Consider the following 25,316-nt stretch of genomic DNA (forward strand, 5'->3'; position numbering starts at 1 on the left):
GCCCGCTCCTACGGGGAGGGGATCGCGGCGACCTCGGGGAGGGTGGCCATGTCCCAGCGCGGCACCACGCGCACCGAGGCGTCGTCGTGCTGGCCGGACGCCAGCCGCAGCGCGCCGGCGAACGCGATCATCGCGCCGTTGTCCGTGCACAGGGCCGGCGGCGGGAACACCGCGCGGCCGCCGCGCTGGGACGCGGCCGCCTTGAGCCGTTCGCGCAGGCGCTTGTTGGCGCCCACGCCGCCCGAGACGACGAGGGTGTCGCAACCGGTGGCGTCCAGCGCGCGCGTGCACTTGATGGCCAGCGTGTCGACCACCGCGTCCTCGAAGTCCCGCGCGATGTCCGCCCGGGTGGCGTCGTCCTGCGTGCTGTCGCGCCATGCCAGCAGGACCTGCGTCTTCAGCCCGCTGAAGGAGAAATCGAGGCCCGGCCGGTCGGTCATCGGCCGCGGGAAGCGGAACCGGCCCGGCGACCCGGTTTCCGCGAGCGCCGCCAGCCGCGGCCCGCCCGGGTACGGCAGGCCCATCAGCTTGGCGGTCTTGTCGAAGGCCTCGCCGGCGGCGTCGTCCAGGGTCTCGCCGAGCAGCCGGTAGCGGCCGATCGCCTCCACGAGCACCAGCTGGGTATGCCCGCCCGAGACCAGCAGGGCCACGAACGGCGGCGCCAGGTCCGGGTCCTCGAGGAGTGGCGCCAGCAGGTGGCCCTCCATGTGGTGGACCCCGATGGCCGGCCGCCCGAGGGCCCAGGCCAGCGACCGGGCCACCCCGGCGCCCACCAGCAGCGCGCCCACCAGGCCGGGGCCGGCGGTGTAGGCCACGCCGTCCAGGTCGCCGACGGCGAGGTCCGCCTCGGCCAGGGTCTGGCGCACCAGCGGCAGGAGCTTGCGGACGTGGTCCCGGCTGGCCAGTTCAGGCACCACCCCGCCGTATTCGGCATGGAGGTCCACCTGGCTGTACACGGCATGGGCGCGCAGGCCGTCCATCCCGGGGAAGCGGGTGTCGTACACCGCCACGCCGGTTTCGTCGCAACTGGTTTCGATGCCGAGGACGCGCATGGGCTCACCGGGACGTGGGGGCCGGGCCGGCCAGCGGCAAGTCAGGATCCTGCTTGCGCGGGCTCGCCAGGGACCGTTATCATACGCGGCTCGCCCGGTCCGTCCGGGCCGACACCCGAACCGAGATCCCGTATGCCGAGCGTCAAAGTCCGCGAGAACGAGCCCTTCGAGTTTGCCCTGCGCCGCTTCAAGCGCACGTGCGAGAAGGCCGGCGTGCTGGCCGAAACCCGCAAGCGCGAGTACTACGAGAAGCCGACGCAGGAGCGCAAGCGCAAGGCCGCCGCGGCGGTGAAGCGCCAGGCCCGCCGCTCGTCGCGCGACGTCACCAAGCGCCAGCGCCTGTACTGAGCGCGCCCGGGGCGGCCGCTGGCCGCCTCGCGTCCCAGTCGCACCCGAAGCCGGCCTCGTGCCGGCTTTTCGTGTTCTTGCGGCCCTGATCCAACGGCCCTGATCTCGCGGCCATGTCCTTGCGGTCGCGTGGCCGCTACCCTTCCCGTCCCACCGCGCGCCCGCGCGCGCCCCGCCGGAGTTCCCGCATGAGCCTCAAGACCCGACTGACCGACGACATGAAGGCCGCGATGAAGTCCGGCGACAAGGCGTCCTTGGGCGTGATCCGGCTGGTCAACGCGGCGATCAAGCAGCGCGAGGTCGACGAGCGCGTCGAGCTCGACGACGCCGCCGTCCTCGCGGTGATGGAGAAGATGGTCAAGCAGCGCAAGGACTCGGTCTCGCAGTACGCGGCCGCGGGCCGCGAGGACCTGGCCGACGTCGAGCGCGCGGAGATCGTGGTCATCGAGCGCTACCTCCCGGCGAAGCTGGGCGCGGCGGAGATCGACGCCGCCATCGACGCGGCGGTGGCCGAGACGGGCGCGACCGGCCCGGCCGACATCGGCAAGCTGATGGGCCTGCTGAAGCCGCGCCTGGCCGGCCAGGCCGACATGGGCGAGGTCTCGCGCCGCGTGAAGCAGCGGCTGGCGGGCTGACCGGGCCGCCCCGGTGACGGTGCGGTCGACCGTCGGCGGCCCGCGCGGGCGCCTCGAACAACGCCAGCGCCGCGCGGCGCGGCTGCGCGGCAGCCTGCCGGCGGCAGTCGCGAAGCGCTTCATCGAGCTCGACCTGCTGGCCCAGTCGGCGGCGCTCGCGTTCTTCGCGCTGCTGTCGCTGGCGCCGCTGCTGGTGCTGCTGCTGTGGTCCACCACCTGGATCTACGCACCGGCCGGCGAGGCGCTGCTGGGCCAAGTGCAGGCATTCGCCGGCGCCGATGCCGCGCGCGTGGTGCGCGTGGTGCTGCGCAATGCGAACCGGGATCCATCGGTCTCGTCGCTCGCGGGCTGGTGGAGCACCGGCCTGCTGCTGGTCGGCGCGACCGCGGTGTTCGCCCGCCTGCAGGACACGCTCAACCTGATCTTCCGCACCGACGCGCGCCGGCTGCGCGGGCCGCTGGCTTGGCTGCGCAAGCGGCTGCTGTCGTTCGGCGTGGTGCTGGCGCTGGGCTTCCTGCTGCTGGTGGCGACCACGGTCAGCACGCTGCTGCAGATCGTGTTCGCCGGCCTGCCGAGCGTGCTGCCGGTGCTGGGCACGCTGGCCTCCGCCTGCCTGTACGCGGGCACGTTCGCGCTGATGTACCGCTACCTGCCCGACCGGGTCGTGCACTGGCGCCAGGCGGTCCTCGGCGGCCTGGTGACCACCGCGCTGTTCGTGCTCGGCCGCTGGGCCATCGGCGTGTACCTGGCCACCGCGGCGCCGGGCAGCGCGTACGGCTCGATGGGGGCGCTGGTGGTGCTGCTGGCGTGGGTGTTCTTCGCCGCGCTGGTGTTCTTCCTCGGCGCGCTGATCACCTCGATCATCGACGAGCGCGCGCGTGCGCGGCGGATCGCCTCGGGCAACCACGCCGGCGACGCCGCCAGCAGCCCCGCGGCCGCGCCGGGCTGAGCCGCCGGCGCGTGGCATCCTAGCCGGCCATGGCCCGCATCCCCGACGCCTTCATCGACGAGCTGCTCGCGCGATCGGACATCGTCGAGGTCGTCGGCGCGCGCGTCCAGCTCAAGAAGCAGGGCAAGGAATACGCGGCGCGTTGCCCGTTCCACGACGAGCGCTCGCCGTCGTTCACCGTGTCGCCGACCAAGCAGTTCTACCACTGCTTCGGCTGCGGGGCGCACGGCACCGCGATCAGCTTCCTGATGAACTACGACCGGCTCGAGTTCCTCGACGCGGTCGAGGAACTGGCGCGCCGGGCGGGCCTCGAGGTGCCGCGCGACACGCAGGCGCGCAACGCCAACCCGGAGACGCAGGACCTGTACGGCGCGGTCGCCGCGGCCGCGCAGTTCTTCCGCCGGCAACTGGGCTCCAGCGAGAAGGCGCGGGCCTACCTGGACGGCCGCGGCGTCGACGAGGCCACGCGCGAACGCTTCGGGATCGGTTATGCCCCGGAAGGCTTCTCCGCGCTCAAGGACGCGCTGGGCAGCGACGCGCGGCGCATGCAGCTGCTCGAGCGCGCCGGCATGTTCTCGCGCAGCGATTCGGGCCGCGTCTACGACAAGTTCCGCGACCGGGTGATGTTCCCGATCCACGACCGCCGCGGCCGGCCGATCGCGTTCGGCGGCCGCGTGCTGGCCAAGGAAGACGGCCCGAAGTACCTCAATTCGCCCGAGACGCCGCTGTTCCACAAGGGCCGCGAACTGTACGGCCTGTGGCAGGTCCGCCAAGCGCACAACCACGTCCCGCGGCTGGTGGTGGTCGAGGGCTACATGGACGTGGTGGCGCTGTTCCAGCACGGCGTGGACACCGCGGTGGCCACGCTCGGCACGGCGACCACGCCCGACCACGCCGAACTGCTGTTCCGCAACGCGGCGGACGTGACCTTCTGCTTCGACGGCGACGCCGCCGGCCGCAAGGCCGCGTGGCGCGCGCTCGAGTCGGTGCTGCCGCGGATGCGCGACGGCCGCCAGGCGTTCTTCCTGTTCCTGCCCGACGGCGAGGACCCGGACACGCTGGTGCGCGCGGAAGGCGCCGAGGGCTTCAGCGAACGCCTGGGCGAGGCGACGCCGCTCTCGGAGTTCCTGTTCGATTCGCTGGCCGCAGACGTGAACCTCGGCACGCTCGAGGGCAAGGGCCGGCTGGCCGAGCGCGCGAAGCCGATGCTGGCGCAGATCCCGGACGGCGCGTTCGCCGACCTGATGCGCCAGCGGCTGACCGAGCTCACCGGCGTGGGCGCGCGCGCCAGCACCCCGGCCACGCACGTGCCGACGCAGCGCCCGCGCACGGGCACCGGCGCGCCCGCGCCGAAACGCACGCTGGTGCGGCATGCGATCGCCCTGCTGCTGCAGCAGCCGTCGCTCGCGCTCGACCTGCATCCGCCCTTCCGGTTCGCGACGCTGCGCCAACCCGGCATCGACCTGCTGACCGACATCGTCACCCTGGTGCACGACCGGCCCGGCATCCGTACCGGCGCGCTGCTGGAGCACTTCGCCGACCGCAGCGCGGCCGACGCGCTGCAGAAGCTCGCCTCCACCACGCTGCCCGGCGACGAGGCCATGCTGGCCGCGGAACTGCGCGACACCTTCGAGCGGCTGGAGGCGCAGGCCGTGCGCCAGCGCCTCGACGAGCTGCAGGCGCGCCAGCGGCAGCAGTCCCTCGAGCCGGGAGAAAAGGACGAGCTGCGCGAGCTGCTGCGCTCCCGGCTGCCGGCGCAGGAGCCCTGACCTCCTGCCCGGTGCCGCCCCCGGCGCGGCGGGTATGCTCGGCGCTTCGCCCGCCCCCGGTGCCCGCCATGCCCGTGCCTTCGCATCCGTCCCTGCTGCTGCTCTCGCTGGCCATCGCCCTGCCGATCCACGCGCAGGAATCCACGCCCCGCGCCGCCGCCGAGGCGCCGGCCGTCGCGCGGACCGTCGAAGGCAACCGCACCACCGAGAACGTGCCGGCGATCCCCGCCGAGCTGATGGATCGGCTGAACCGCTACCAGAACACCCGGGGCGCGTCCGTGGCCGGCTGGACCGGGGAAGGCTGCCTGCTGGTGGAGACGCGCTTCGCCGAGACCAGCCAGGTGCACCGCGTGTGCGAACCGATGGGCATGCGCGAGCAGCTGACGTTCTATCCCGAGCCGGTGGGCAGCACGACGCCGGTGCCGGCCGTGTCCGACCGCGACGGCTTCGTGTTCGGCAAGGACACCGGCGGCGACGAGTTCTGGCAGCTGCACTGGTTCGACCTGGACAGCCGCGCGACCACGCTGCTGACCGACGGCAAGCGCACCCAGAACCGCGGCCCGCTGTTCTCGCCCGACGGCCGCCTGCTGGCCTTCAGCAGCACGGCGCGCAACGGCACCGACACCGATGTCTGGGTGCGCGACATGGCCACGGGCCGGGCCCGCGCCGTGGTGACGGAGGGCGGCAGCTGGGGCGCGCTGGACTTCTCGCCGGACGGGCGCCGCCTGCTGGTCAGCAGGTACGTGTCGATCAACGAGTCGTACCCGGGCGAAGTGGACCTCGCCACGGGCGAACTGACGCTGTTCCCCGTGGACGGCGGCAAGGCGGCGTTCGACGGCTTCCAGTACGCGCCCGACGGCGCGTCGGTCTACTTCGTGTCGGACGAGCCGGTCGAGGGTCGCGCCAGCGAGTTCCGCACCCTTCGCTACCACCGGCCGGACGACGGCACCATTCGCGAACTCAGCGGCGGCACGCCCTGGGACGTGGTCGAGTTCGCCGTCGCCGACGACGGCCGCCACCTGGCCTACATCACCAACGAGGACGGCATCTTCCGCCTCAACGTGCTGGCGCTCCCCTCGCATGAACCGGTGTCGCTGCCGGACCTGCCGGTCGGCCTGCTTGGGGGCCTGGCGTTCTCGCCGGACGGCCGGTCGCTGGCGGTCACCTCCAACAGCGCCACCTCGCCGAGCGACGCGTACGTCATCGACCTCGACGGCGGCACGCTGGCGCGCTGGACCCGCAGCGAGGTCGGCGGGCTGGACCCGGCGGGCTTCGTCGCGCCGACGCTGGTGCGCTACCCGACGTTCGACACCGTCGACGGCAAGCCGCGGACCATCCCCGCGTTCTACTACCGCCCCGCCAACGTGCCCGAAGGCACCAAGCTGCCGGTCGTGGTCAACATCCATGGCGGCCCCGAGGCGCAGGCGCTGCCGAGCTTCAACCCGACCGCGCAGTTCCTGGCCAACGAACTGGGCGTGGCGATGCTGGTGCCGAACGTGCGCGGCTCGGCCGGCTACGGCAAGACCTGGCTGACGCTCGACAACGCGGAGAAGCGCGAGGACTCGGTGCGCGACATCGGCGCGCTGCTGGACTGGATCGCGGCGCAGCCGGAGCTCGACGCCGACCGCGTCGGCGTCTACGGCGGCAGCTACGGCGGCTACATGGTGCTGGCGACCATGGCGACCTGGCCCGAGCGGATCCGCGCCGGCGTCGACATCGTCGGCATCTCGCACTTCGGCACGTTCCTGGAGAACACCGAGGACTACCGCCGCGACCTGCGCCGGGCCGAGTACGGCGACGAGCGCGACCCGGCGATCGCGGCGCTGTTCGACCGGATCTCCCCGCTCAACAACGCCCACCGGATCACCGCCCCCCTGTTCGTTGCGCAGGGCCGAAACGACCCGCGCGTGCCGTGGACCGAGGCCGAGCAGATCGTCAGCGCGGTGCGCGGCAACGGCCAGCCGGTCTGGTACCTGCTGTTCGACGACGAGGGCCACGGCTTCCGCAAGAAGGCCAACAGCGACTACTTCACCGCCGCGGCGGTGCTTTTCTGGCAGTCGCATCTACTCGGCGACGACAACTGACCGCATAGATTGGGGGCCTTCGACGAGGAGGCCCCCATGCCCCGCACCGGTCCCGCCGCCCGCCTGCTGGGCGTCCTGTTCGCCGGCCTGGCGCTGGCCGCCTGCGACCGCGGCGACGCGCCCGCGGGGGCCGGCGACCAGGCGGTCGACCTGCCGCCACCCCCGCCGCCCGACCCGGCGACCCGCGCCGCCGATGCGCTCGCGACGTTCCTCGAGGAACGCGAGATCCGCGAGGTGCCCGCGCACCGCGACGCGTTCGTGGACCTGGACGGCGACGGCAGGGACGACCTGCTGATGCTCCTGGAGGACCCGAACTGGTGCGGCAGCGGCGGCTGCACGCTGCTGGTGTTCCGCCAGGCGGAGGCCGGCTTCGAGCTGGTCACAGAGACCAGCGTCACCCACCCGCCGATCGCGGTCAGCACCCAGCGGCATGCCGGGTGGCACGACCTGCTGGTCAACGTGGGCGGTGGTGGCCTGGAGCCGGGCACGGTCGTGCTGCAGCACGACGGCACCGGCTACCCGGACAACCCCAGCCTGATGGCCGCCCTTGCGACCGATGCGTTGCCGACGGCGCGGGTCGTGATCGAGTAGGGGTCAGGCGACGGGCCGCAATTCGAACGCGGACGCCGGCTGCAGGAACGGCATCAGCCAGTGGTCGAGCAGCAGGAAGGCGAACAGCGCCATCAGGTACACGATGGAGTAGTTGAAGACGCGCATCGCGAAGAACTCGTCCGGCGGGTCGAGCAGCCGCCAGGCATGCCAGACGAACACCGCGCCCAGCACCACCGCGCCGCCCAGGTAGAACCAGCCGCTCATGCCGACCGCGAACGGCAGCACGCTCACCGCGAACAGCAGCAGCGTGTACAGCAGCACCTGCACGCGGGTGTACTCGACGCCATGGGTCACCGGCAGCATCGGCACCAGTGCGCGCGCGTAGTCGTCGCGGCGGAAGATCGCCAGCGCCCAGAAGTGCGGTGGCGTCCACACGAAGATGATCAGCACCAGCAGCAGCGCGTGCGCCCAGTCCCACGGCCCCTGCATGCCGGTGACGGCCGACCAGCCCAGCAGCGGCGGCGCGGCGCCGGCGACGCCGCCGATGACGATGTTCTGCGGCGTCGCCCGCTTCAGCCACACCGTGTAGACGACCGCGTAGCCGATCAGCGACAGGAAGGTCAGCAGTGCGGTCAGCGCGTTGACGAACACCAGCAGCAGCGCCATCGACAGCGCCGCGAGCCCCAGCGCGAAGGCGAGCGCCTGCCGCTGGGTCACCTGCCCGGCGACGATCGGCCGCCAGGCGGTGCGCGCCATCTGCGCGTCGATGCGCGCGTCCAGGATCTGGTTGATCGCCGCCGCGCTGGCCGCCGCGAGCCAGATCCCGGCGAAACCGATCACCGACTCCTTCAGCGGCGGGAAGCCGGGCACGGCGAGGAACATGCCGATCGCCGCGGTGAACACGATCAGCGCGACCACGCGCGGCTTGGTCAGGTCCCAGTACTGGCGAAGGCCGGCCGGCATCAGGCCACCGCCGCCCGGGTCGAGGCGCGCGCGGTCATCGCACGTCCGCCGGGCGCAGGCGCGCCAGCAGCGACACCAGCACGAACAGCAGCAGCGCGGCGCCGGCGTTGTGCAGCACGGCCGTCCACAGCGGCAGGGCCAGCTTCACGTTGGCGATGCCCAGCGCGACCTGCGCGACGACCAGCCCGCCCAGGGCGCCGCCCCAGCCACGCAGCCCCGGCGTGCGCAGCAGGCGCAGCGCCACGACCAGCAGGTGGCCGGTGACCAGCACCGCCATGATCCGGTGCGCCATCTGGATCGCGATGCGCGATTCGCCGTCCAGCACGCCGCCTTCGTAGTCGACGCCGATCCCGCGCCACAGCACGAAGCCTTCGCGGAAGTCGGCCGGCGGCCACCACCGGTTCACGCACTGCGGGAAGTCGGTGCCGCAGGCGAGCGCCGCGTAGTTGGCGCTGGTCCAGCCGCCCAGCGCAATCTGCACCGCGAGCAGGGCCAGGCCGATGCCGAGCAGCCGGCGCAGGCGCGGCGCGTCCACCAGCCGGATCGGCAGGTCCGAGGCCCGCCACGCCATCCAGGCCAGCAGCGAGAAGGTGAGCAGGCCGCCGAGCAGGTGGGCCATGACGACCGCGGGCTTCAGCAGCCAGGTCACCGTCCACATGCCGAGCAGCGCCTGGAAGACGATCACCGCGAGCGTCAGCGCCGACGCGCGCGCCAGGTCGATATTGCTCCAGCGCAGCGCGGCGAACAGCAGGATCGCCTCGCCCAGGATCGCCAGCGCGGAGGCCGCGACGTACTGCTGCTGCATGTAGAGCGGGATCGCCATCGCGACGAGCGCGGCGGCGCCAAGCACCTGCGCGAGGCCCGCCCTCCGCCGGCGCGCGCCCATCAGCGCGAGCCCGAGGACCAGCACGCCGAGGGTGCCGGCGATGATGCGGTGGACCTGTTCGCGCCAGGCCTTGTGCACTTCCACCGGCCGGATCGCGGTCGCGGCGTGCTCGGCGGCGTGCCCGGGCTCGGCCGGCCACGTGGCGCGGCCATAGCAGGTGGGCCAGTCCGGGCAGGACAGGCCGGCGTCGGACAGGCGCACGAACGCACCGAACACGATCACCACCAGCGCCAGCGCGGTGGCGAACCACGCGAGCCGGTGGAAGTGGCGGTGCACCTGCGGCTTGCCGGCGGGGCGCGTCGGTGTGGCGGTCGGCTCCATGGGACTCATGTCGGCGTGGCGGCTCACTTCAGCTTGACCAGCCGTGCCAGGTCGCTGCGCAGGCCGCCGGGATCGAAGCCGGGAGGGTAGCGCAGGACGACGAAGCCGTTCGGATCGATGACGTAGACCGGCGTGCCGGCGACCGTGCCGCCGTCGGGCAACGCGTCGCGGAAGCGGTCGTCCGGCGCCAGCGTCACCAGCGTGTCGGGTGCGCGCACGCCGTCGGGCCAGTCGCCCGCCCAGAGCACCTGCACGCGGTCGGCGTTGTGCGAGAGCAGCCGCCAGACCTTGTCCAGGTCCGCGGCCAGCGCCCTGCACGCGTCCTCGCACGGGCCCGACGGCAGCGCGACGACGCGCCACAGGCGGGCCTCTGGCGACCACGCGTAGGGCGTGCCGTCGCCGCGGACCGGCACCGTCTCGCGCAGGTCGGCGGGCGGCTGCAGCAGTTCGCCGTGCTGGCGGTTGGGCGCCGGCACCAGGCCGCCGCGGTTGATCAGCCATGCCGCGCCGATCGGCAGCAGGAACAGCAGCACGATGGCGACCAGCAGCCACCGGTTGCGGCGCGAGCGGTCAGGCGTGGGCGTCGGGTGCGGAGTCGGTGTGTTCATCGTTGGCGCTTCATCGGCGGTTGGACGGCGCGCGGCGCGTGCGCCGCAGGGTCAGGACCAGCGCGACGACCAGCACCGTCGCCGACAGCGCCCACCACTGCACCGCGTAGCCCAGGTGGCGTTCCGGCGGCAGGGTGTTGGCGTGCACGTCGAGGTCGCGGTCGTGGCCGAACGGCAGGTCGGGGTCGAGTCGCAGCACGCGCGGCGCAGGCGGCGCGGTGCCGAGCAGCGGCGCGAGCGCGTCCATGTCGAGCGCGGTCGCGAGGATGCGGTCGCCGCCCGGCTGCGGCACCGCGGTGGCCGCGGCGAGCCCGGCCGATGGCGGCGGGGCGAGCAGCCCCGCCACGCGCGTCGCACCGGGCGCCGGCACGGGGGGCAACGCGCGGTCGCCCGGCAGCGGCAGCCACCCCAGGTCGACGAGCAGCGGACCGCCGGTGTCGGGCACGAACACGCGGTAGGCGCGCACGCCGGCTCGGCCGTGGCGCTGCTGGTTGTCGAGCAGGACGGCAGGCGCATCCGGGAACCGACCGGTGCCGGAGGACCAGGCCAGCAGGTCGCGCTTCGCGGCATCGCCCGCGTCCGCGAGCGGCACCGCGTCGCGGACCTCCAGCGCCGCCGTGGCCGCCTCGCGCGTCGCGGCCTTCGACTGCGACCGCCCGTACTGCCACGCACCGAGCGTGGCGAACACGCCCGCGAGCGCGAGCGCGGCAAGCCAGCCGGCAACCAGGGCGTGCCGAGGCGTCACCGCCGACCTCCCTGCCGCTGCGATAATGCGCCGCGGGCGAGCGACGCCCTGCCCACGACCCATCCGCCCACGACAGGAGGCGCCATGAGCGATTCGCTGAAGACCCTGCTTGTGATCGCCTTCCTGGTCGTCATCGTCTGGAACCTCGGCGCCGGCCTGTACTACATGCTCACGGACAGGGGCGAGAGCAAGCGCACCGTCAATGCCCTCACCCGCCGCATCGGGCTGTCGGTCGCGCTGATCCTGATCGTCATGCTCGCCATCTGGATGGGCTGGATCACGCCCCACGGCGTCGGCCGCTAGGGCGGCCACCCGACGCCGCAGACGACACGGGCCGGCATTGCCGGCCCGTTCGCGTTCCCGCGCCTGCGGTCAGAGCACGTAGACGAACAGGAACAGGCCCAGCCACACCACGTCGACGAAGTGCCAGTACCAGGCCACCGCCTCGAACGCGAAGTGGTCGTTGCCGGTGAAGTGGCCCTTCAGGCAACGGAACCAGATGATGATCAGCATCACCGTGCCCAGCGTCACGTGCAGGCCGTGGAAGCCGGTGAGCATGAAGAAGGTGGAGCCGTAGATGCCCGAGCCGAGCGTCAGGTTCAGCTCCTTGTAGGCGTGGATGTACTCCTCCGCCTGGAAGAACAGGAACGCCAGGCCCAGCAGGATCGTCAGGCCCAGGAACAGCAGCAGCTTGCCGCGCTGGCCGGCCTTCAGCGCGTGGTGCGCGATGGTGACCGTGACGCCGGACGACAGCAGGATCAGCGTGTTGAGCAGCGGCAGGCCCCACGCGGGGATGGTCTGGAACGCGCCGCCGACGTTGCCCGGGCCGCTGCTCGGCCAGGCGGCCGCGAACTCCGGCCACAGGATCGCGTTGGTGCTGATGCCGTCGCCGTCGCCGCCCAGCCACGGCAGCGCGAACTGGCGCGCGTAGAACAGCGCGCCGAAGAACGCGGCGAAGAACATCACTTCCGAGAAGATGAACCAGATCATCCCCATGCGGAACGAGATGTCGACCTGGCGGTTGTAGCGGCCGGCGATCGACTCGCGGATCACGTCGCCGAACCAGAAGAACAGCGTGGCGGCCACGCCGACGAGGCCGGCGGAGAACGCCCACTTGCCCCACGGCGCGCCGTTGAGCATGGTCGCGAAGCCGATCATGGCCACGAACAGCGTGATCGACCCGATGATCGGCCACTTGCTGTGGTGCGGGACGTAGTAGATGTCGGCGTCGTGGGTCTGGGCCATGGGTGGTCTTCCGTCTGTCTGGCTGGCGGTCTTGCTGGCGGGTCCGGTCAGGGCGCGGCGTGCGCCGTGCCCGGCTTGAGCTGCGCGGTCAGCGCGTCGTTCTTGAAGAAGGTGTAGGACAGCGTGAGCGTCCGGATGTCGTCCGGCAGGTCCGGGTCGACGATGAAGCGCACCGGCATGTCCTTCGCCTCGCCCGCCTGCAGTGTCTGGGCGGTGAAGCAGAAGCACTCGGTCTTGGTGAAGTAGCCCGACGCGCGCGCCGGCGCCACCGACGGCACCGCGCTGCCGACGATCGGGCGCTCGGCGGTGTTGCGCGCGAAGTAGGTGGTCTCGTAGACCTTGCCGGGCTGCACGCGCATCTCGAGCTGGTTGGGCTCGAACGCCCAGGGCAGCTTCGAGTTCACGCCGCCGTCGAACTGCACGGTGACCCAGCGCTCGGACACGACCGGCGATTCGCCGGACCGGCCGGCGGTCTGCTCCAGCCGGATCCCGAACACCTTCTCGCAGGCAATGCGGTACAGCGGGACGAGCGCGAACGAGAAGCCGAACGCGCCCAGCGCGACCAGCACCAGCGCCTTCGTGCCCAGTGGCCTGCGCGCGCTCACCGGCCGAGGATCCCGGTCGCGAGGAACGCGACGTACACGGCGACCGCGACCAGCCCCACGACCAGCGCCGTGCGCCGCGCGGCCCTGCGGCGCGCGGCGACTTCGGCTTCGGTCATGGGCGACTGCGGCGCGGCCATCGGATCACTCGTAGTCGAGGTGCGCGAAGTCGCCGTGGGCCAGGTCGCGGTCGTTGATGACCGGCGGCCGGGTGAAGGTGTGGTGCGGCGCCGGCGAGGGCACGGTCCACTCCAGGCCGCGCGCGGCCTCCCACGAGCGCGCCGCGGCCGGCGCGCCGTGCTTCTTCGCGTGCCACAGGATGGCGAACATCATGAACGGCGTGACGAACATGCCGAACGCGCCGATCGAGCTGATCAGGTTCCAGTCCGCGAACACGACGTTGTAGTCCGGGATGCGGCGCGGCATGCCGGCCAGGCCCAGGAAGTGCTGCGGGAAGAACAGCAGGTTGACGAACACGATCGTCCACCAGAAGTGCACCTTGCCCCAGAACTCGCTGTACATGCGGCCGGTCCACTTCGGCCACCAGTAGTAGACCGCGCCGATGATCGAGAACAGCGCGCCCGTCACGAGCACGTAGTGGAAGTGCGCGACCACGAAATAGGTGTCGTGGTACTGGAAGTCCGCCGGCACGATCGCGAGCATCAGGCCCGAGAAGCCGCCGATGGTGAACAGGATGATGAAGCCGATCGCCCACAGCATGGGCGTCTCGAAGGTCATCGACCCCTTCCACATCGTGCTGACCCAGTTGAACACCTTCACGCCCGTGGGCACCGCGATCAGCATGGTCGCGAACATGAAGTAGATCTCGCCGCCCAGCGGCATGCCCACGGTGAACATGTGGTGGGCCCAGACGATGAAGCTCAGGAACGCGATCGCGGCGATCGCGTAGACCATCGCCTGGTAGCCGAACAGCGGCTTGCGCGAGAAGGTCGGCAGGATCTCGGACACGATCCCGAACGCGGGCAGGATCATGATGTAGACCTCGGGGTGCCCGAAGAACCAGAAGATGTGCTGGAACATCACCGGGTCGCCGCCGCCGGCCGCGTTGAAGAAGCTGGTGGCGAAGAACTTGTCGGTGAGCAGCATCGTCACGGCGCCCGCGAGCACCGGCATGACGGCGATCAGCAGGAACGCGGTGATCAGCCACGACCAGCAGAAGATCGGCATCTTCAGCAGGTCCATGCCCGGGGCGCGCATGTTGAGGATGGTCGCGATGACGTTGATCGCGCCCATGATCGAGCTGATGCCCATCATATGGATGGCGAAGATGGTGAACGCCACGTTCGAGCCGCCCTGCAGCGACAGCGGCGGGTAGAGCGTCCAGCCGCCGGCCGGGGCGCCGCCCGGCAGGAACAGCGTCGCCAGCAGCAGGGTGAAGGCGAACGGCAGGATCCAGAACGACCAGTTGTTCATGCGCGGCAGGGCCATGTCCGGCGCGCCGATCTGCAGCGGGACCATCCAGTTGGCCAGGCCGACGAAGGCCGGCATCACGCCGCCGAAGATCATCACCAGCGCGTGCATGGTGGTCATCTGGTTGAAGAACTCGGGCGCGACGTGCTGCAGGCCCGGGACGGCGAGCTCGGTGCGGATCACCACGCTCATCGCCGCGCCGATGATGAACATCACGAACGAGAAGATCAGGTACAGCGTCCCGATGTCCTTGTGGTTCGTGGAGAAGAACCAGCGCTCCACGAAGCCCTGCTTGTGGGCGTGGTGGTCATCGTGGTGGTCGAGCGCTTCGGGGTGCGTGGCGGACATGGCCTACCTCGGGAATGCGTGGTGCTGCGTGGGTCTGGGCGGCGGCGCGGGGGCGCTCAGCCGGCGTCGGTGTCGTCGGCGTCGGCCGGCGCGGCCTGCCCGGGGGCGTCCGGCTGCAGGCCCGGGGGCGCGGTGGGCTCCTCGCCCTCGATCACGTCCTGGAGCATGTCCGGGTCCGGGCGGCGCGCGTCCGCCGCCGGGCCGCCCGGGGCGATCGCGTTGGCGTCGTCGGCGGCCTCGGCCGGGGTGGTCTCCGCCTTGCGCGCGGCCAGCCACTGGTCGAACTCGGCGCGCGGCACGGCGCGCACGACGATCGGCATGAAGCCGTGGTCCTTGCCGCACAGCTCCGCGCACTGGCCGCGGTAGATGCCCGGCTCGGAGATGTCGGTCCAGGCCTCGTTGACGATGCCGGGGATCGCGTCCTGCTTCCAGCCCAGCGCCGGCACCCACCAGGCGTGGATGACGTCGTCGGCGGTGATCACGAAGCGGATCTTGGTGTCGGTCGGCAGGACCAGGGCGTTGTCGACGTCAAGCAGGTAGTTGGCGTGGTCGGCCTCGGTCGGCACCGCGCCGCTCTGGCGGATGCGCTCGCTCTCGCGGTCCATGCGGCTGGTGAACTCGACGCCCTCGCCCAGGTACTCGTACTTCCACATCCACTGGTACCCGGTGACCTTCACGGTCATCTCCGAGTCGCGGGTGTCGTACATCTCGATCAGCTTGGCGGTCGCCGGCCAGGCCATCACCGCCAGGATCACCACCGGCACCACGGTCCAGATGACCTCCGCGGTGGTGTTGTGGCTGAACTGGGCCGCGACCGCGCCCTTGGACTTGCGGTACTTGAACATGGCCACGGCCATGGCGCCGAACACCAGGATGCCGATCGCCACGCACACCCACAGCACGAACATGTGCGCCTCGTAGGCGTTCTGCGAGACGTGCGTCACGCCCCGGCCCATGTTCAGCTGCCAGCGCTCGGGGTCGGCCTGTTGCGCGAGCACCGCCGGCGCCCACGCCAGCACCGCCGCGGCGGCGGCGATGCGCCGCGCCCACTGCTTCATACCACCGGCTTTCATCAGTTCGAGCCCCACAAATCGTCGTGTACGGGAAGGTCTGGCTGGCGGATGCGGCATCCGGGCCTCCGGTCGCATCCTGCTGGCGGCGGCCATCGGGCCTCGCCTTCGCGTGGCCGGGGGATCGCCTCTGGGGGACAGGCCGCCGACCCCACCGCGGCGGCCGCGGACAACTGTGGAATGTTAGCCGGCACCCCCATTGGCGGCAAGCCGGCGCGGCTGTCCCCGCCCGGGACGGGCGCATACACTAGGCGGCTTCGCCCACGCCAGGCCGACCGGCCCCGATGACCCTGCAAACCCCCCTCCCGGCGCACGCGCCCGCGATCGCCCCGGAGCTCCCGTCCCCGCCCCCCTCCCTGCGTGCCGCCATCACCGCCGCGTGGGTGGTCGACGAGGGCCCGCACCTGGCCCGCCTGCTCGAGCAGGCGCGCCTGCCGGAGGCCGACCGCGCCGCCGTCCACGCGACCGCCGCCGACCTCGTGCGCCGCGTCCGCGCGCGCGCCGTCGACCAGGGCGCGATCGAGGCCTTCATGCGCCAGTACGACCTCGGCAGCGAGGAAGGCGTGCTGCTGATGTGCGTGGCCGAGGCGCTGCTGCGGATCCCCGACGAGGGCACCGCCGACCGGTTGATCCGCGACAAGCTCGGCGAGGCGGACTGGAAGCGGCACATGGGCCGCTCGGACTCCGTGCTCGTCAACGCCTCGACCTGGGGCCTGATGCTCACCGGCCACCTCGTCGACCTGGCCGACGACACCAAGCGCGACGCGCACGGCGCGTTCAAGCGCCTGGTGGGCCGCCTCGGCGAACCCGTGATCCGCCTGGCCGTGCGCCAGGCGATGCGGATCATGGGCCACCAGTTCGTCATGGGGCGCACGATCGGCGAGGCACTCGCGCGTTCGCGCAAGGGCGCCAACGCCGCCTACCGCTATTCCTTCGACATGCTGGGCGAGGCCGCGCTGACCGAGCGCGACGCGCAGCGCTACCTGCAGGCCTACCGCGACGCGATCGGCGCCATCGGGCGCGGCCGCGAAGCCGCCGCCGCGGACGACGTGTTCGCCGCGCCGTCCATCTCGGTGAAGCTCTCCGCGCTGCACCCGCGCTACGAGCACGCCAAACGCGCCCGTGTGCTGGCCGAGCTCACCCCGCGGGTGCTGGAGCTGGCCCGGCTCGCGAAGGCCGCCGGCATCGGCTTCACGGTCGATGCCGAGGAGGCCGACCGCCTCGAGGTGTCGCTGGACGTGTTCGCCGCCGCCTTCGCCGATCCCTCGCTCGAGGGCTGGGAAGGCTGCGGGCTGGCCATCCAGGCCTACCAGAAGCGCGCGCCGGCCGTCATCGACTTCATCGCCGACCTCGCGCGCCGCACCGGCCGCCGGATCCCGGTGCGCCTGGTCAAGGGCGCGTACTGGGACAGCGAGATCAAGCGCGCGCAGGTCGACTGCCACCCGGGCTACCCGGTGTTCACCCGCAAGCCCAACACCGACGTGTCGTACCTGGCGTGCGCGCGCCGGATGCTGGCCGCGGCGGACGCGCTGTACCCGATGTTCGCGACCCACAACGCGCACACGATCGCCGCGGTGCACCGGATGGCGGCGCTGTACCTGCCGGAGGCCGCGCGCGCGCAGCCGACGCCGTACGAGTTCCAGAAGCTGCACGGCATGGGCGACGACCTGTACGCCGAGGTCATCCCGGCCGACCGGCTCGACGTGCCCTGCCGCGTGTACGCGCCGGTGGGCAGCCACGAGGACCTGCTGCCGTACCTGGTGCGCCGGCTGCTCGAGAACGGCGCCAACTCCAGCTTCGTCAACCGCATCACCGACGACGCCGTCCCGGTCGAGGACCTGGTCCGCGACCCCGTGGACATCGTCGCCGGCTTCGAACAGGCCACCCACCCCCGCATCCCGCTGCCGGTCGACCTCTACCGCAGCCATGCCGACACGCTGCCGTACTGCGACAGGAGCAATTCCATGGGCGTCAACCTCGCCAACGACGACCAGCTGCGCGCGCTCGCCGAGCAGGTGAACGGCGCCATGCGCGGCGACTGGCTCGCCACGCCGCTGGTGCCGGGCGCGCGCCCGTCCGCCGAGCGCCAGCCGGTGACCAACCCGGCCGATCGCCGCGAGGTCGTCGGCCACTGGCAACCCGCCGATGCCGAGACGGTCGAGCGTGCGCTCGACAACGCCGTGGCCGCGTTCCCGCGCTGGGACGCGACGCCGGCCGCCGGGCGCGCCGCGATCCTCGAGAATGCCGCCGACCTGCTCGAGGCGCGCATGCCCGAGTTCATCGCGATGTGCGTCAAGGACGCGGGCAAGACCATCCCCGACGGTGTCGGCGAGGTCCGCGAGGCGGTCGACTTCCTGCGCTACTACGCCGAGCAGGCACGGGTGATGTTCGCGCCCGAGCCGCTGCCCGGCCCGACCGGCGAGAGCAACGTGCTGCAGCTGTCGGGCCGCGGCGCATTCGTGTGCATCAGCCCGTGGAACTTCCCGCTGGCGATCTACGTCGGCCAGGTCGCGGCCGCGCTCGCCGCTGGCAACTGCGTGCTCGCCAAGCCGGCCGAGCAGACCAACCTTGTCGGCTACTACGCGACGAAGCTGATGCACGAGGCCGGCGTGCCGGAGGACGTGCTGCAGTTCCTGCCCGGCGACGGCGCCACCGTCGGCGCGGCGCTCACCCGCGACCGCCGCGTGGCGGGCGTGGCCTTCACCGGTTCGAACGAGACCGCCAGCGCGATCAACCGCGCGCTTGCGGCGCGCGACGGCGCGATCGGCGTTCTGATCGCCGAGACAGGCGGCCAGAACGCGCTGATCGCCGATTCCTCCGCGCTGCCCGAGCAGCTGGTCAAGGACACGATCTCCTCCGCGTTCCAGTCGGCCGGCCAGCGCTGCTCCGCCGCGCGCGTGCTGTTCGTGCAGGACGACATCGCCGAGCGCGTGCTGGAGATGCTCGCCGGCGCGATGGCCGAACTGAAGGTCGGCGACCCGGGGCTGCTGTCCACCGACGTCGGCCCGGTCATCGATGCCGATGCACTCGCGATGCTGGAGAAGCACGCGGCGCGGATGGACCGCGAGGCCCGCACGATCGCGGTGGCGTCGCTCGGCGACGAGGCGGCCCACGGCACCTACTTCGCCCCGCGCGCCTACGAGATCCCGACCTTGGATACGCTCGGTCGCGAGGTCTTCGGCCCGGTGCTGCACGTGGTGCGCTGGAAGGCCGGCACGCTCGACCAGGTGATCGAACAGATCAACGGCACCGGCTATGGCCTGACGCTCGGCATCCACTCGCGCATCGACGCGACCGCCGAGAAGATCGCCGCGAAGGTCCGCGTGGGCAACGTCTACGTCAACCGCAACCAGATCGGCGCGGTGGTCGGCGTGCAGCCGTTCGGTGGCCAGGGCCTGTCGGGCACCGGCCCGAAGGCCGGCGGCCCGCACTACCTGCACCGGTTCACGACCGAGAAGACGGTGACGATCAACACCACGGCCTCGGGTGGCAACGCGAGCCTGCTTACCCTGGGGGAGTGACCTTCAGCCGTGGCTCAATCCACCGGATGACTCGGCGTCCAGCGGAAGCGACCCTCTTCGTAGCCCATTGCGCCATAGGCATTGGCGCACACCAGGATCCCGCGACCGCGCTGGCCCGGGAACTCGCCGTCATGCACCGCGCGTGCGACCAATGCCCGCCGGTCCCGGTACCGGTAATACGTGATTCCATGGCGATGGGTGCTCGCTTCGAGCAGCATCCAGCCGCCGGGTGCCGGGTGGATCTCGCCATGGCCGCGACCCGACGCGATCCACCTTCCGCTCGCCCAATGCCGGACAGCCCAGCCTTTGTCGGCTTTCACCGCCTGGAGCCCGGAGTGCCCCAGGTCCAGGACGCGCCAAGCGCGCCCCAGGCCGCCCGGCATTGAAATCCGCGTCGTGACGCCGTTGCGAACCGCGAAGAAGCCTTCGCGCGCGACAAGGTAACCGTCGGTCGCTGTCAGGAGGAGGAGGTCGTAGATGTCTCCATGCCCCATCAGGCTGGAGCGTTGTTTTACGGGTCTTCCGTTCCGGACGTCGCGGATTTCGACCCGCGACGGAATCCCGGGCCTCTCTTCGACCACGTAGTAGAAGTGCTTGCCATCCTTGCTCAGGCGCATCAGGAAGTCGCGATCGACCGTGATTTCGACCGGCTCGGTCACGCGATGCTTGCCGATCCAGGCCCGTGACCGAAGGTCGAACGTGCCGACCAGAATCTCCGGGGCGCCGGTGCCATCGTCGGTGGCATGCATCGGGATCAGCACCCGTCCTGCCTCGAAATCGACGCCACCCACGTGCCCCGCTTCGATGCGCATCGCACCCTGACGCGTCACGAGGAACGAGTTTCCGGCGGCGAACTCCGTCGTGACCACGACTGCATCGCCATGAGGGGATGCCTGGTACTGGTCGTATTCGTACTGCATTGGCGGGAGGTCGAAAGACCACTCGGCACCTTCCGGACCAATCGCCTCCACTCGCGTTTCGCCGGGCCGTCGGGCGACGACCAGGAAACGTTCCGGCTCGCCGCAACTGACGAAGACGCCGCCGGTCGTGGGGGGAAGTCCACTCCGGGCGATCGAGTCCGCATTGGCGGATCCGGCCGCTCCAAGAACGAACACCGCAAGCATGGCGATGCATGGCGTGGCGCATCTCATGGCCTCAACTCCTCGTCGATGCCGGCCGACCCTCGCCGACTCTTCATGGAACTTCGTTGCAGATCGTGCCGCTGCATGGCGCCGGGGTGATTACGCCACCACGCCCACCTTCCCCGCCTGACGAGGTGCCGCACCCCTGTCCACCATGCAGTTGGATCGGGTCTGCCAGTCGCTCGTCGTCCAGCCGCCTGGCCTCGACATGGACATGTGTCTTCGAGAGCGTGCCGCGGTAAGGACTGCTCCACCCGCCGCCGCAGTTTCCGGTGCAGTTCATGTGCCCGATCACCATACCCACGCCGACAACGTCGCCGGCCTGGAGCAACGCACCGTCTTCTGTCGCGTAGTCGAGAAGGTGGATGTAGGTGACCCGAAATCCGTTGCCCTGGTCGATCCTGACGAAATTCCCGTTCGCACGAGTGAATCCCGAGGCATGCACGACCCCCGCGCCAAGAGAGCGCACGGGCGCGCCATGCCCGTAGTTGCCCGAGTCCGAGGCGACATCGATGCCGTTGTGCGGCGTGACGCCGTCGTTCCGGTAGGGGAACCCGGAGGTCAGCCGTGCGTCGGGCGTCATGTCCTTCCAGCAGTCCATGACCGCGTCGGGCTGGAGATCGAGCTCGCGCCTGGGGATGCGGATGCCGCCCGCGATCCCCTCCGGTTCGGTGAAGATCGCATCGAACCGGTGCAGCGTGAACCAGCAGTGCGACACCGTGCCGCAGGAGCGGATGCCGTCGATCACCATGCATGTGTTCCCCGACCTGCAGTGCTGCACGAGCTGCTGCGCCCGTGCCGCCTGTCCCGCCCCGAGCATGCCGAGCGCCGCGATCATCGCCGCCGCCCGCGTCGAAAGTCCCTTTTCCACGCGTCCCGCGCTCCCGTCCGGCGCATCCATGCGCCTCGATGACGACGGTGCCGCGCCCGCAGGGGCGGCTCAACCCCGCGGCGCCTGAAAAAGAAAATGCCCCGCCGGGGCGGGGCATTTCCCTTACAACCTGCGGCCGCGCGTCAGAAGCGGTACTGCGCCGACACGCCGAACAGGTTGGCGCTGCCGTCGAACGGACCGCTGATGCGGGTGCCGTTGCGGGTGATGTCCACCTGCGGGTCGTCCGGCTCGATGCGCGCGTAGGCGAAGTTCACGTCCAGCGCGTCGCTCACCTGCCAGGTGGCGCCGAACGACAGCCAGGTGCGGTCGTCGTCGGGCAGTCGCGGCGTGCGCGTCGCCAGGCGGGTCGGGGTCTCGTCCTTGGCGACGCCGCCGCGCAGCGTCCACGCCGGATTGAGCTTGTACTCCACGCCCAGCGAATAGAACATCGAATCGCGCCAGTCGAAGTCCTCGACGGCATCCGGATCCGGGTTGTCGAAGTCGATGCGGACCTCGCGCAGCGACGACCAGCCCGTGCGCGATGCGGTGCCCAGCACGGAGAAGCGGTCGTTGACCGCGTAGGTACCGGCCAGGGTCATGATCGACGGCGTGGTCAGCTCGGCGGTGACGCCACCGTCCTGGAACAGCACGCGCGTCATCGGGCTGGCGCTGAACACGGCCGCGACGTCGCCGGGCACGGTCCAGTCGGCGTTGCCGGTGAGGTCGTAGTCGATCTCGGAGCGGTAGCTCAGGCCGAGCGCGAGCCGGTCGGTCGGGCGCACGTTGATGCCGGCCAGCCAGCCGAGGCTGCTGTCGTCGCCGGACACCTCGATGAAGCCGTCGCGCGCCTGCGGCTGCGCGAACGGCAGCGGGCGGGTGGCCGGGTTGCTGAAGAGCAGCGTGCCGAAGTCGACCGCGTTCGACAGCGTCACGTCGGCGCTCGAGTGGATGACGCCGACGCCGACCGAGAAGCGGTCGGTGACGTCGATCGCCGCCGACAGCGTCAGGTCGACGATCTTCACGTCGGAGGTCACCGCGAAGTAACGGCCTTGCCAGCCGGCGTCGTACTCGGTCTTCAGGCCGAACGGCGCGCTGACCATCGCGCCCAGCGCGATGCCGTTGTCGAGCTTGTGCACGACCGAAAGGGCGGGCACCGGGGTGACGTCGCCGGCGTCGCCGCCGTTGCCGCCGGACACCGGGCGGCCGAACGCATCGGTCGCGGTGCCCTGGAATTCGTAGTTGAGGTCGATGACGGTGACGTCGCCCTGCACCGTGGTGCCCTCGAACGAGGTCATGGTGGCGGGGTTGTTCACCACCACCGAGGTGTCGCCTTCCTTGACGCCGGAACCGGCGAAGGCGCTGCCCATCGACTTGACGCTGTTCTCCTTGAGCTGGAAGCCGGCCGCCGCGGCATCGCCGGTGGCGAGCACGCCGGCGACGCCCAGCGCCAGCGCGGTCAGGGAAATGAAACGGGACTGCGATTGCATGCGATCGGTCTCCAATCCGGATGACGTGAACACGGAAGATGATTCTGCGAGGAGCGCGCCCGGGACGCGCTGGCCGACGTACGTAGGCGTATGCAATATAGCGCGCGGTTTTACGCGAAGCTAACAATCCCCGCGCCCTTCGCGGCGATCCTGCGCGCACCCGCCCATTCATCTTCCCGGACCCGACAGGAGTCGGTCGACGCCCCATGTTCGTGGCCATCCCTTCCCGCTCCAAGGCGCGCTGGCGCTGGGCGACGCCGCTGCTGGCCGCCGTGCTGGTGGCGGGCTGGCTGTGGGCCCTGGGACTGGACCGCGACGCGCAGGGCGCGCTGCTGCTCGAGTGGGGCGCGCTGTCGGGCGCACTGCTCTCCGACGACCATCTTCGCCAGGCCTTCGTCGACGGCAGCGTGGCGCGACTCGTCACCGCGCTGCTGCTGCACGTCGACCTTGCGCACCTGCTCGGCAACGTGGGGTTCCTGTTGATCTTCGGCTGGCCGGCCGAGCGCACCATGGGCCCGTGGCGCCTGCTCCTGCTCTTCCTCGCCGGCGGCGCGGTCGCGAACCTCGCGGCCGTGGCGAGCGTGCAGTCGCCCGACCGCATCATCATCGGTGCCAGCGGCGCGATCTCGGCCCTGATGGGCGCGTACCTGGCACTGTTCCCGACCGCCCGGCTCGGGGTGGTCGTGCCGCTCGGGCTGTTCCTCCAGTTCGTCCGCGCGCCCGCGGCGCTGCTGATCGGTGTCTGGGCGCTGCTGCAGCTGGTCTTCACCTTCTTCGGCCCGGAGCTCGGCGCGGTGGCGTGGGCGGCGCACCTGGGCGGCTTCGGGTTCGGCGTGGTGTTCGCGTTGCTGGCCCGGCGCGGGATCACGCGACGCATGCGACGGCAACGCCAGGGCCCCTGACCCCCGGGGCACTCCTATAATCCGCGGCATGGCCAAGCCCCTCTACAAGGTGACCTTCCTCAACGCCGGCAAGGTGTACGAGCTGTACGCCCGGCACGTCGCGTCGGGCGCGCTTTGGGGCTTCACCGAGGTGGGCGACCTGGTGTTCGACGTCAACGCGGGGGTGGTCGTGGACCCCACCGAGGAGCGGCTGCGCGACGAGTTCGCAGGCACCCGCATGCTGCACCTGCCGATGCACAGCATCGTGCGGATCGAGGAGGTCGAGCGGAAAGGGACGGCGGCGATCCGCGATGCCGCCACCGGCGAGAAGGTGGTCACGCCCTTCCCGCTGCCCGCGCGGCCGCGCTGACGCGAGCTCAGCGCGCAGCGGTACCGCCCGCGCCCGCCATCTTCCGCAGCTCCGCGAGCGCGGCGTCGATCGGCGCCTGTCCCTCGAGTACCTCGCCGGGTCCGGTCGAGTCGGCCTCGCCGTCCGGGCGGAGATGCCGTGGCAGGCTGGCCTCGCTGGCCACGCGGCCCCCGCCATTGCCATTGCCGTTACCGTTGCCGGCCGGCGCGTCCCCGGCGTCCGCCGTCCCGGCATGCAGCACGACGTCGGGGGTGATGCCGCGTGCCTGGATGGAGATGTCGTCGGGCGTGTAGTAACGGGCCGTCGTGAGCTTGACCGAGTCGCCGTTCTCGAGCGGAAGCAGCGTCTGCACGGACCCCTTGCCGAAGGTGCGGCTGCCGACGATGCGCGCGCGCTCGTGGTCGCGCAACGCGCCGGCGAGCACTTCCGCCGCGCTCGCCGAGCCGGCGTCCACCAGGACGACGACGGGCGCGCCGGCGAGCCGGTCGCCGGGCGTGGCCGAGAAGCGCGTGTCGCTGACCGGGAGGCGGCCGCGCGTGCTGACGATCACGCCGTCGTCGAGCAGTTCGTCGGCGACCTGCACCGCGGTGGTCAACAGGCCCCCGGGGTTGCTGCGCAGGTCGATCACCAGGCCACGCAGCGCGCCGCCGGCCTCGCCCTGCAGCGCCTTCAGGCGCGTCGCGAAATCGTTGCCGGTGTCGGCCTGGAACGTGCTGATGCGGATGTAGCCGAAGCCCGGCTCGAGCATCCTGCCGCGCACGCTCGCCACGCGGATCGTGTCGCGCACGACGGTGACGTCGAACGGTGCGTCGCGCCCCTCGCGCTGCAGCGTGAGGACCACCTCCGACCCCCGTGCGCCGCGCAGCGGCTCGGACCGGTCGTCGCCGGGCGCGAGCGGCTCGCCGTCGATCGCGACCACCACGTCGCCGGCCTTGATGCCCGCCCGCGCGGCGGGCGTGTCGTCGATCGGGGCGATGATCAGCAGCGTCCCGTCGGCCTGCCGGACCAGCTCGACGCCGATGCCGTCGTAGGCGCCGGTGGTGTTCTCGGTGAAGGCCTCGGTGGCCTGGCGCTCGAGGTAGGCGCTGTGCGGATCCAGGTCGAGCAGGAGGCCGCGGATCGCCGCGTCCATCAGTTCGCGGTCGCCGACCGGGTCGACGTACGCCTCCCGGATCGCGTTGTAGATGGTGACGTAGCGACGGATCTCGTCGAGTGGAATGGTGGACGCGCCGGCATCCGCCTCCGCATCCTCCGGCTGGACGTCCCCGGCCGGGTCCACCTGGTCGGCGTGCCCGTCCGGGCCGGTCGTCTGCGCGTTGGCGGCGAGCGCGACGGACAGGGCCAGCGACAGCACCAGCAGGCGGGCGGGGGACTTCGTGCGCATGGACTGGCTCCGGATATTCGGCGCGCGCGGACGCGCGTGTGGACGGGCCGGA

General features: G+C 71.4%; 23 protein-coding genes. 10 read left to right on the top strand and 13 right to left on the bottom strand.

Going from position 1 to position 25,316, the window contains the following annotated elements:
• Positions 1 to 8: 8 nt before the first annotated feature.
• Positions 9 to 1,052 (bottom strand): tRNA (adenosine(37)-N6)-threonylcarbamoyltransferase complex transferase subunit TsaD, encoded by a 1,044-nt coding sequence (gene tsaD, locus ACYU7H_RS04955; protein ID WP_460812952.1) that lies wholly within the window; start codon positions 1,050 to 1,052, stop codon positions 9 to 11.
• A 132-nt stretch (positions 1,053 to 1,184) separates the two neighbouring features.
• Between tsaD and rpsU the strand changes: the two genes are divergently transcribed.
• From rpsU to ACYU7H_RS04985, 6 genes are all read left to right on the top strand, one after another.
• Positions 1,185 to 1,400 (top strand): 30S ribosomal protein S21, encoded by a 216-nt coding sequence (gene rpsU, locus ACYU7H_RS04960; protein ID WP_460812954.1) that lies wholly within the window; start codon positions 1,185 to 1,187, stop codon positions 1,398 to 1,400.
• 188 nt (positions 1,401 to 1,588) lie between these two features.
• On the top strand, positions 1,589 to 2,035 hold the full coding sequence (locus tag ACYU7H_RS04965) for a GatB/YqeY domain-containing protein (protein ID WP_460812955.1): 447 nt from the start codon (positions 1,589 to 1,591) through the stop codon (positions 2,033 to 2,035).
• A 19-nt stretch (positions 2,036 to 2,054) separates the two neighbouring features.
• Positions 2,055 to 2,984: a YihY/virulence factor BrkB family protein gene (locus tag ACYU7H_RS04970; protein WP_460812957.1), complete on the top strand. Its 930-nt coding sequence runs from the start codon at positions 2,055 to 2,057 to the stop codon at positions 2,982 to 2,984.
• Between the two features lie 29 nt (positions 2,985 to 3,013).
• On the top strand, positions 3,014 to 4,753 hold the full coding sequence (gene dnaG, locus ACYU7H_RS04975; protein WP_460812959.1) for a DNA primase: 1,740 nt from the start codon (positions 3,014 to 3,016) through the stop codon (positions 4,751 to 4,753).
• Between the two features lie 68 nt (positions 4,754 to 4,821).
• Entirely contained in the window at positions 4,822 to 6,837 is a 2,016-nt protein-coding gene (locus tag ACYU7H_RS04980; RefSeq protein ID WP_460812961.1) for a S9 family peptidase, read from the top strand.
• Positions 6,838 to 6,873: 36 nt separating this feature from the next.
• Positions 6,874 to 7,428: a hypothetical protein gene (locus ACYU7H_RS04985; RefSeq protein ID WP_460812963.1), complete on the top strand. Its 555-nt coding sequence runs from the start codon at positions 6,874 to 6,876 to the stop codon at positions 7,426 to 7,428.
• A 3-nt stretch (positions 7,429 to 7,431) separates the two neighbouring features.
• Here ACYU7H_RS04985 and ACYU7H_RS04990 read toward each other — a convergent pair whose 3' ends face one another.
• From ACYU7H_RS04990 to ACYU7H_RS05005, 4 genes are read right to left on the bottom strand one after another with little or no spacing between them, the layout of a single operon-like run.
• A complete protein-coding gene (locus ACYU7H_RS04990; RefSeq protein WP_460812965.1) occupies positions 7,432 to 8,352 on the bottom strand; it encodes a heme o synthase in 921 nt (306 codons plus the stop codon).
• A 34-nt stretch (positions 8,353 to 8,386) separates the two neighbouring features.
• A complete protein-coding gene (locus tag ACYU7H_RS04995) occupies positions 8,387 to 9,559 on the bottom strand; it encodes a COX15/CtaA family protein (RefSeq protein ID WP_460813078.1) in 1,173 nt (390 codons plus the stop codon).
• Positions 9,560 to 9,582: 23 nt separating this feature from the next.
• Positions 9,583 to 10,167: a hypothetical protein gene (locus ACYU7H_RS05000; protein ID WP_460812967.1), complete on the bottom strand. Its 585-nt coding sequence runs from the start codon at positions 10,165 to 10,167 to the stop codon at positions 9,583 to 9,585.
• 10 nt (positions 10,168 to 10,177) lie between these two features.
• Complete coding sequence (locus ACYU7H_RS05005; protein WP_460812969.1) at positions 10,178 to 10,912, bottom strand: SURF1 family protein; 735 nt, start codon at positions 10,910 to 10,912, stop codon at positions 10,178 to 10,180.
• A gap of 84 nt (positions 10,913 to 10,996) precedes the next feature.
• On the opposite strand from ACYU7H_RS05005, the gene ACYU7H_RS05010 reads away from it, so the two are divergent.
• A complete protein-coding gene (locus ACYU7H_RS05010) occupies positions 10,997 to 11,215 on the top strand; it encodes a twin transmembrane helix small protein (protein ID WP_460812970.1) in 219 nt (72 codons plus the stop codon).
• 69 nt (positions 11,216 to 11,284) lie between these two features.
• Here the strand turns inward: ACYU7H_RS05010 and ACYU7H_RS05015 are convergent, their stop codons facing one another.
• The 4 genes from ACYU7H_RS05015 to coxB form a co-directional block, all read right to left on the bottom strand.
• Complete coding sequence (locus ACYU7H_RS05015) at positions 11,285 to 12,157, bottom strand: cytochrome c oxidase subunit 3 (RefSeq protein ID WP_460812972.1); 873 nt, start codon at positions 12,155 to 12,157, stop codon at positions 11,285 to 11,287.
• A gap of 47 nt (positions 12,158 to 12,204) precedes the next feature.
• Entirely contained in the window at positions 12,205 to 12,762 is a 558-nt protein-coding gene (locus ACYU7H_RS05020) for a cytochrome c oxidase assembly protein (RefSeq protein WP_460812973.1), read from the bottom strand.
• 141 nt (positions 12,763 to 12,903) lie between these two features.
• Entirely contained in the window at positions 12,904 to 14,538 is a 1,635-nt protein-coding gene (gene ctaD / locus ACYU7H_RS05025; RefSeq protein ID WP_460812975.1) for a cytochrome c oxidase subunit I, read from the bottom strand.
• 56 nt (positions 14,539 to 14,594) lie between these two features.
• A complete protein-coding gene (coxB, locus tag ACYU7H_RS05030) occupies positions 14,595 to 15,611 on the bottom strand; it encodes a cytochrome c oxidase subunit II (protein ID WP_460812976.1) in 1,017 nt (338 codons plus the stop codon).
• Positions 15,612 to 15,892: 281 nt separating this feature from the next.
• Between coxB and putA the strand changes: the two genes are divergently transcribed.
• Positions 15,893 to 19,129 carry a bifunctional proline dehydrogenase/L-glutamate gamma-semialdehyde dehydrogenase PutA gene (gene putA, locus ACYU7H_RS05035; protein ID WP_460812978.1) on the top strand — a complete coding sequence of 1,079 codons (3,237 nt, stop codon included), beginning with the start codon at positions 15,893 to 15,895 and terminating at the stop codon, positions 19,127 to 19,129.
• Between the two features lie 14 nt (positions 19,130 to 19,143).
• Here putA and ACYU7H_RS05040 read toward each other — a convergent pair whose 3' ends face one another.
• The 3 genes from ACYU7H_RS05040 to ACYU7H_RS05050 form a co-directional block, all read right to left on the bottom strand.
• On the bottom strand, positions 19,144 to 20,253 hold the full coding sequence (locus ACYU7H_RS05040; protein ID WP_460812979.1) for a hypothetical protein: 1,110 nt from the start codon (positions 20,251 to 20,253) through the stop codon (positions 19,144 to 19,146).
• 70 nt (positions 20,254 to 20,323) lie between these two features.
• A complete protein-coding gene (locus ACYU7H_RS05045; protein WP_460812981.1) occupies positions 20,324 to 21,172 on the bottom strand; it encodes a M23 family metallopeptidase in 849 nt (282 codons plus the stop codon).
• A gap of 113 nt (positions 21,173 to 21,285) precedes the next feature.
• Entirely contained in the window at positions 21,286 to 22,629 is a 1,344-nt protein-coding gene (locus ACYU7H_RS05050; protein WP_460812983.1) for an OmpP1/FadL family transporter, read from the bottom strand.
• 206 nt (positions 22,630 to 22,835) lie between these two features.
• Between ACYU7H_RS05050 and ACYU7H_RS05055 the strand changes: the two genes are divergently transcribed.
• A complete protein-coding gene (locus tag ACYU7H_RS05055; protein ID WP_460812985.1) occupies positions 22,836 to 23,531 on the top strand; it encodes a rhomboid family intramembrane serine protease in 696 nt (231 codons plus the stop codon).
• Positions 23,532 to 23,559: 28 nt separating this feature from the next.
• A complete protein-coding gene (locus ACYU7H_RS05060) occupies positions 23,560 to 23,880 on the top strand; it encodes a DUF1820 family protein (RefSeq protein WP_460812986.1) in 321 nt (106 codons plus the stop codon).
• 7 nt (positions 23,881 to 23,887) lie between these two features.
• Here the strand turns inward: ACYU7H_RS05060 and ACYU7H_RS05065 are convergent, their stop codons facing one another.
• Positions 23,888 to 25,264, bottom strand: coding sequence for a S41 family peptidase (locus tag ACYU7H_RS05065; RefSeq protein WP_460812988.1), 1,377 nt, complete (start codon positions 25,262 to 25,264; stop codon positions 23,888 to 23,890).
• Positions 25,265 to 25,316: the final 52 nt, after the last annotated feature.

The organism is Luteimonas pelagia, assembly GCF_054776035.1.

Excerpts from the sequence above, each read along its gene's own strand:
- coxB (WP_460812976.1), bottom strand. The coding sequence starts at position 15,611 with ATGAAAGCCGGTGGTATGAAGCAGTGGGCGCGGCGCATCGCCGCCGCC.
- ACYU7H_RS04995 (WP_460813078.1), bottom strand. The coding sequence starts at position 9,559 with ATGGAGCCGACCGCCACACCGACGCGCCCCGCCGGCAAGCCGCAGGTG.
- ACYU7H_RS05065 (WP_460812988.1), bottom strand. The coding sequence starts at position 25,264 with ATGCGCACGAAGTCCCCCGCCCGCCTGCTGGTGCTGTCGCTGGCCCTG.
- putA (WP_460812978.1), top strand. The coding sequence starts at position 15,893 with ATGACCCTGCAAACCCCCCTCCCGGCGCACGCGCCCGCGATCGCCCCG.
- ACYU7H_RS05015 (WP_460812972.1), bottom strand. The coding sequence starts at position 12,157 with ATGGCCCAGACCCACGACGCCGACATCTACTACGTCCCGCACCACAGC.
- tsaD (WP_460812952.1), bottom strand. The coding sequence starts at position 1,052 with ATGCGCGTCCTCGGCATCGAAACCAGTTGCGACGAAACCGGCGTGGCG.
- ACYU7H_RS05000 (WP_460812967.1), bottom strand. The coding sequence starts at position 10,167 with ATGAACACACCGACTCCGCACCCGACGCCCACGCCTGACCGCTCGCGC.
- ACYU7H_RS05050 (WP_460812983.1), bottom strand. The coding sequence starts at position 22,629 with ATGCAATCGCAGTCCCGTTTCATTTCCCTGACCGCGCTGGCGCTGGGC.
- dnaG (WP_460812959.1), top strand. The coding sequence starts at position 3,014 with ATGGCCCGCATCCCCGACGCCTTCATCGACGAGCTGCTCGCGCGATCG.
- ACYU7H_RS04985 (WP_460812963.1), top strand. The coding sequence starts at position 6,874 with ATGCCCCGCACCGGTCCCGCCGCCCGCCTGCTGGGCGTCCTGTTCGCC.
- ACYU7H_RS05055 (WP_460812985.1), top strand. The coding sequence starts at position 22,836 with ATGTTCGTGGCCATCCCTTCCCGCTCCAAGGCGCGCTGGCGCTGGGCG.
- ACYU7H_RS04965 (WP_460812955.1), top strand. The coding sequence starts at position 1,589 with ATGAGCCTCAAGACCCGACTGACCGACGACATGAAGGCCGCGATGAAG.
- rpsU (WP_460812954.1), top strand. The coding sequence starts at position 1,185 with ATGCCGAGCGTCAAAGTCCGCGAGAACGAGCCCTTCGAGTTTGCCCTG.
- ACYU7H_RS04980 (WP_460812961.1), top strand. The coding sequence starts at position 4,822 with ATGCCCGTGCCTTCGCATCCGTCCCTGCTGCTGCTCTCGCTGGCCATC.
- ACYU7H_RS05045 (WP_460812981.1), bottom strand. The coding sequence starts at position 21,172 with ATGGATGCGCCGGACGGGAGCGCGGGACGCGTGGAAAAGGGACTTTCG.
- ctaD (WP_460812975.1), bottom strand. The coding sequence starts at position 14,538 with ATGTCCGCCACGCACCCCGAAGCGCTCGACCACCACGATGACCACCAC.
- ACYU7H_RS05010 (WP_460812970.1), top strand. The coding sequence starts at position 10,997 with ATGAGCGATTCGCTGAAGACCCTGCTTGTGATCGCCTTCCTGGTCGTC.
- ACYU7H_RS04990 (WP_460812965.1), bottom strand. The coding sequence starts at position 8,352 with ATGCCGGCCGGCCTTCGCCAGTACTGGGACCTGACCAAGCCGCGCGTG.
- ACYU7H_RS05060 (WP_460812986.1), top strand. The coding sequence starts at position 23,560 with ATGGCCAAGCCCCTCTACAAGGTGACCTTCCTCAACGCCGGCAAGGTG.
- ACYU7H_RS05040 (WP_460812979.1), bottom strand. The coding sequence starts at position 20,253 with ATGCTTGCGGTGTTCGTTCTTGGAGCGGCCGGATCCGCCAATGCGGAC.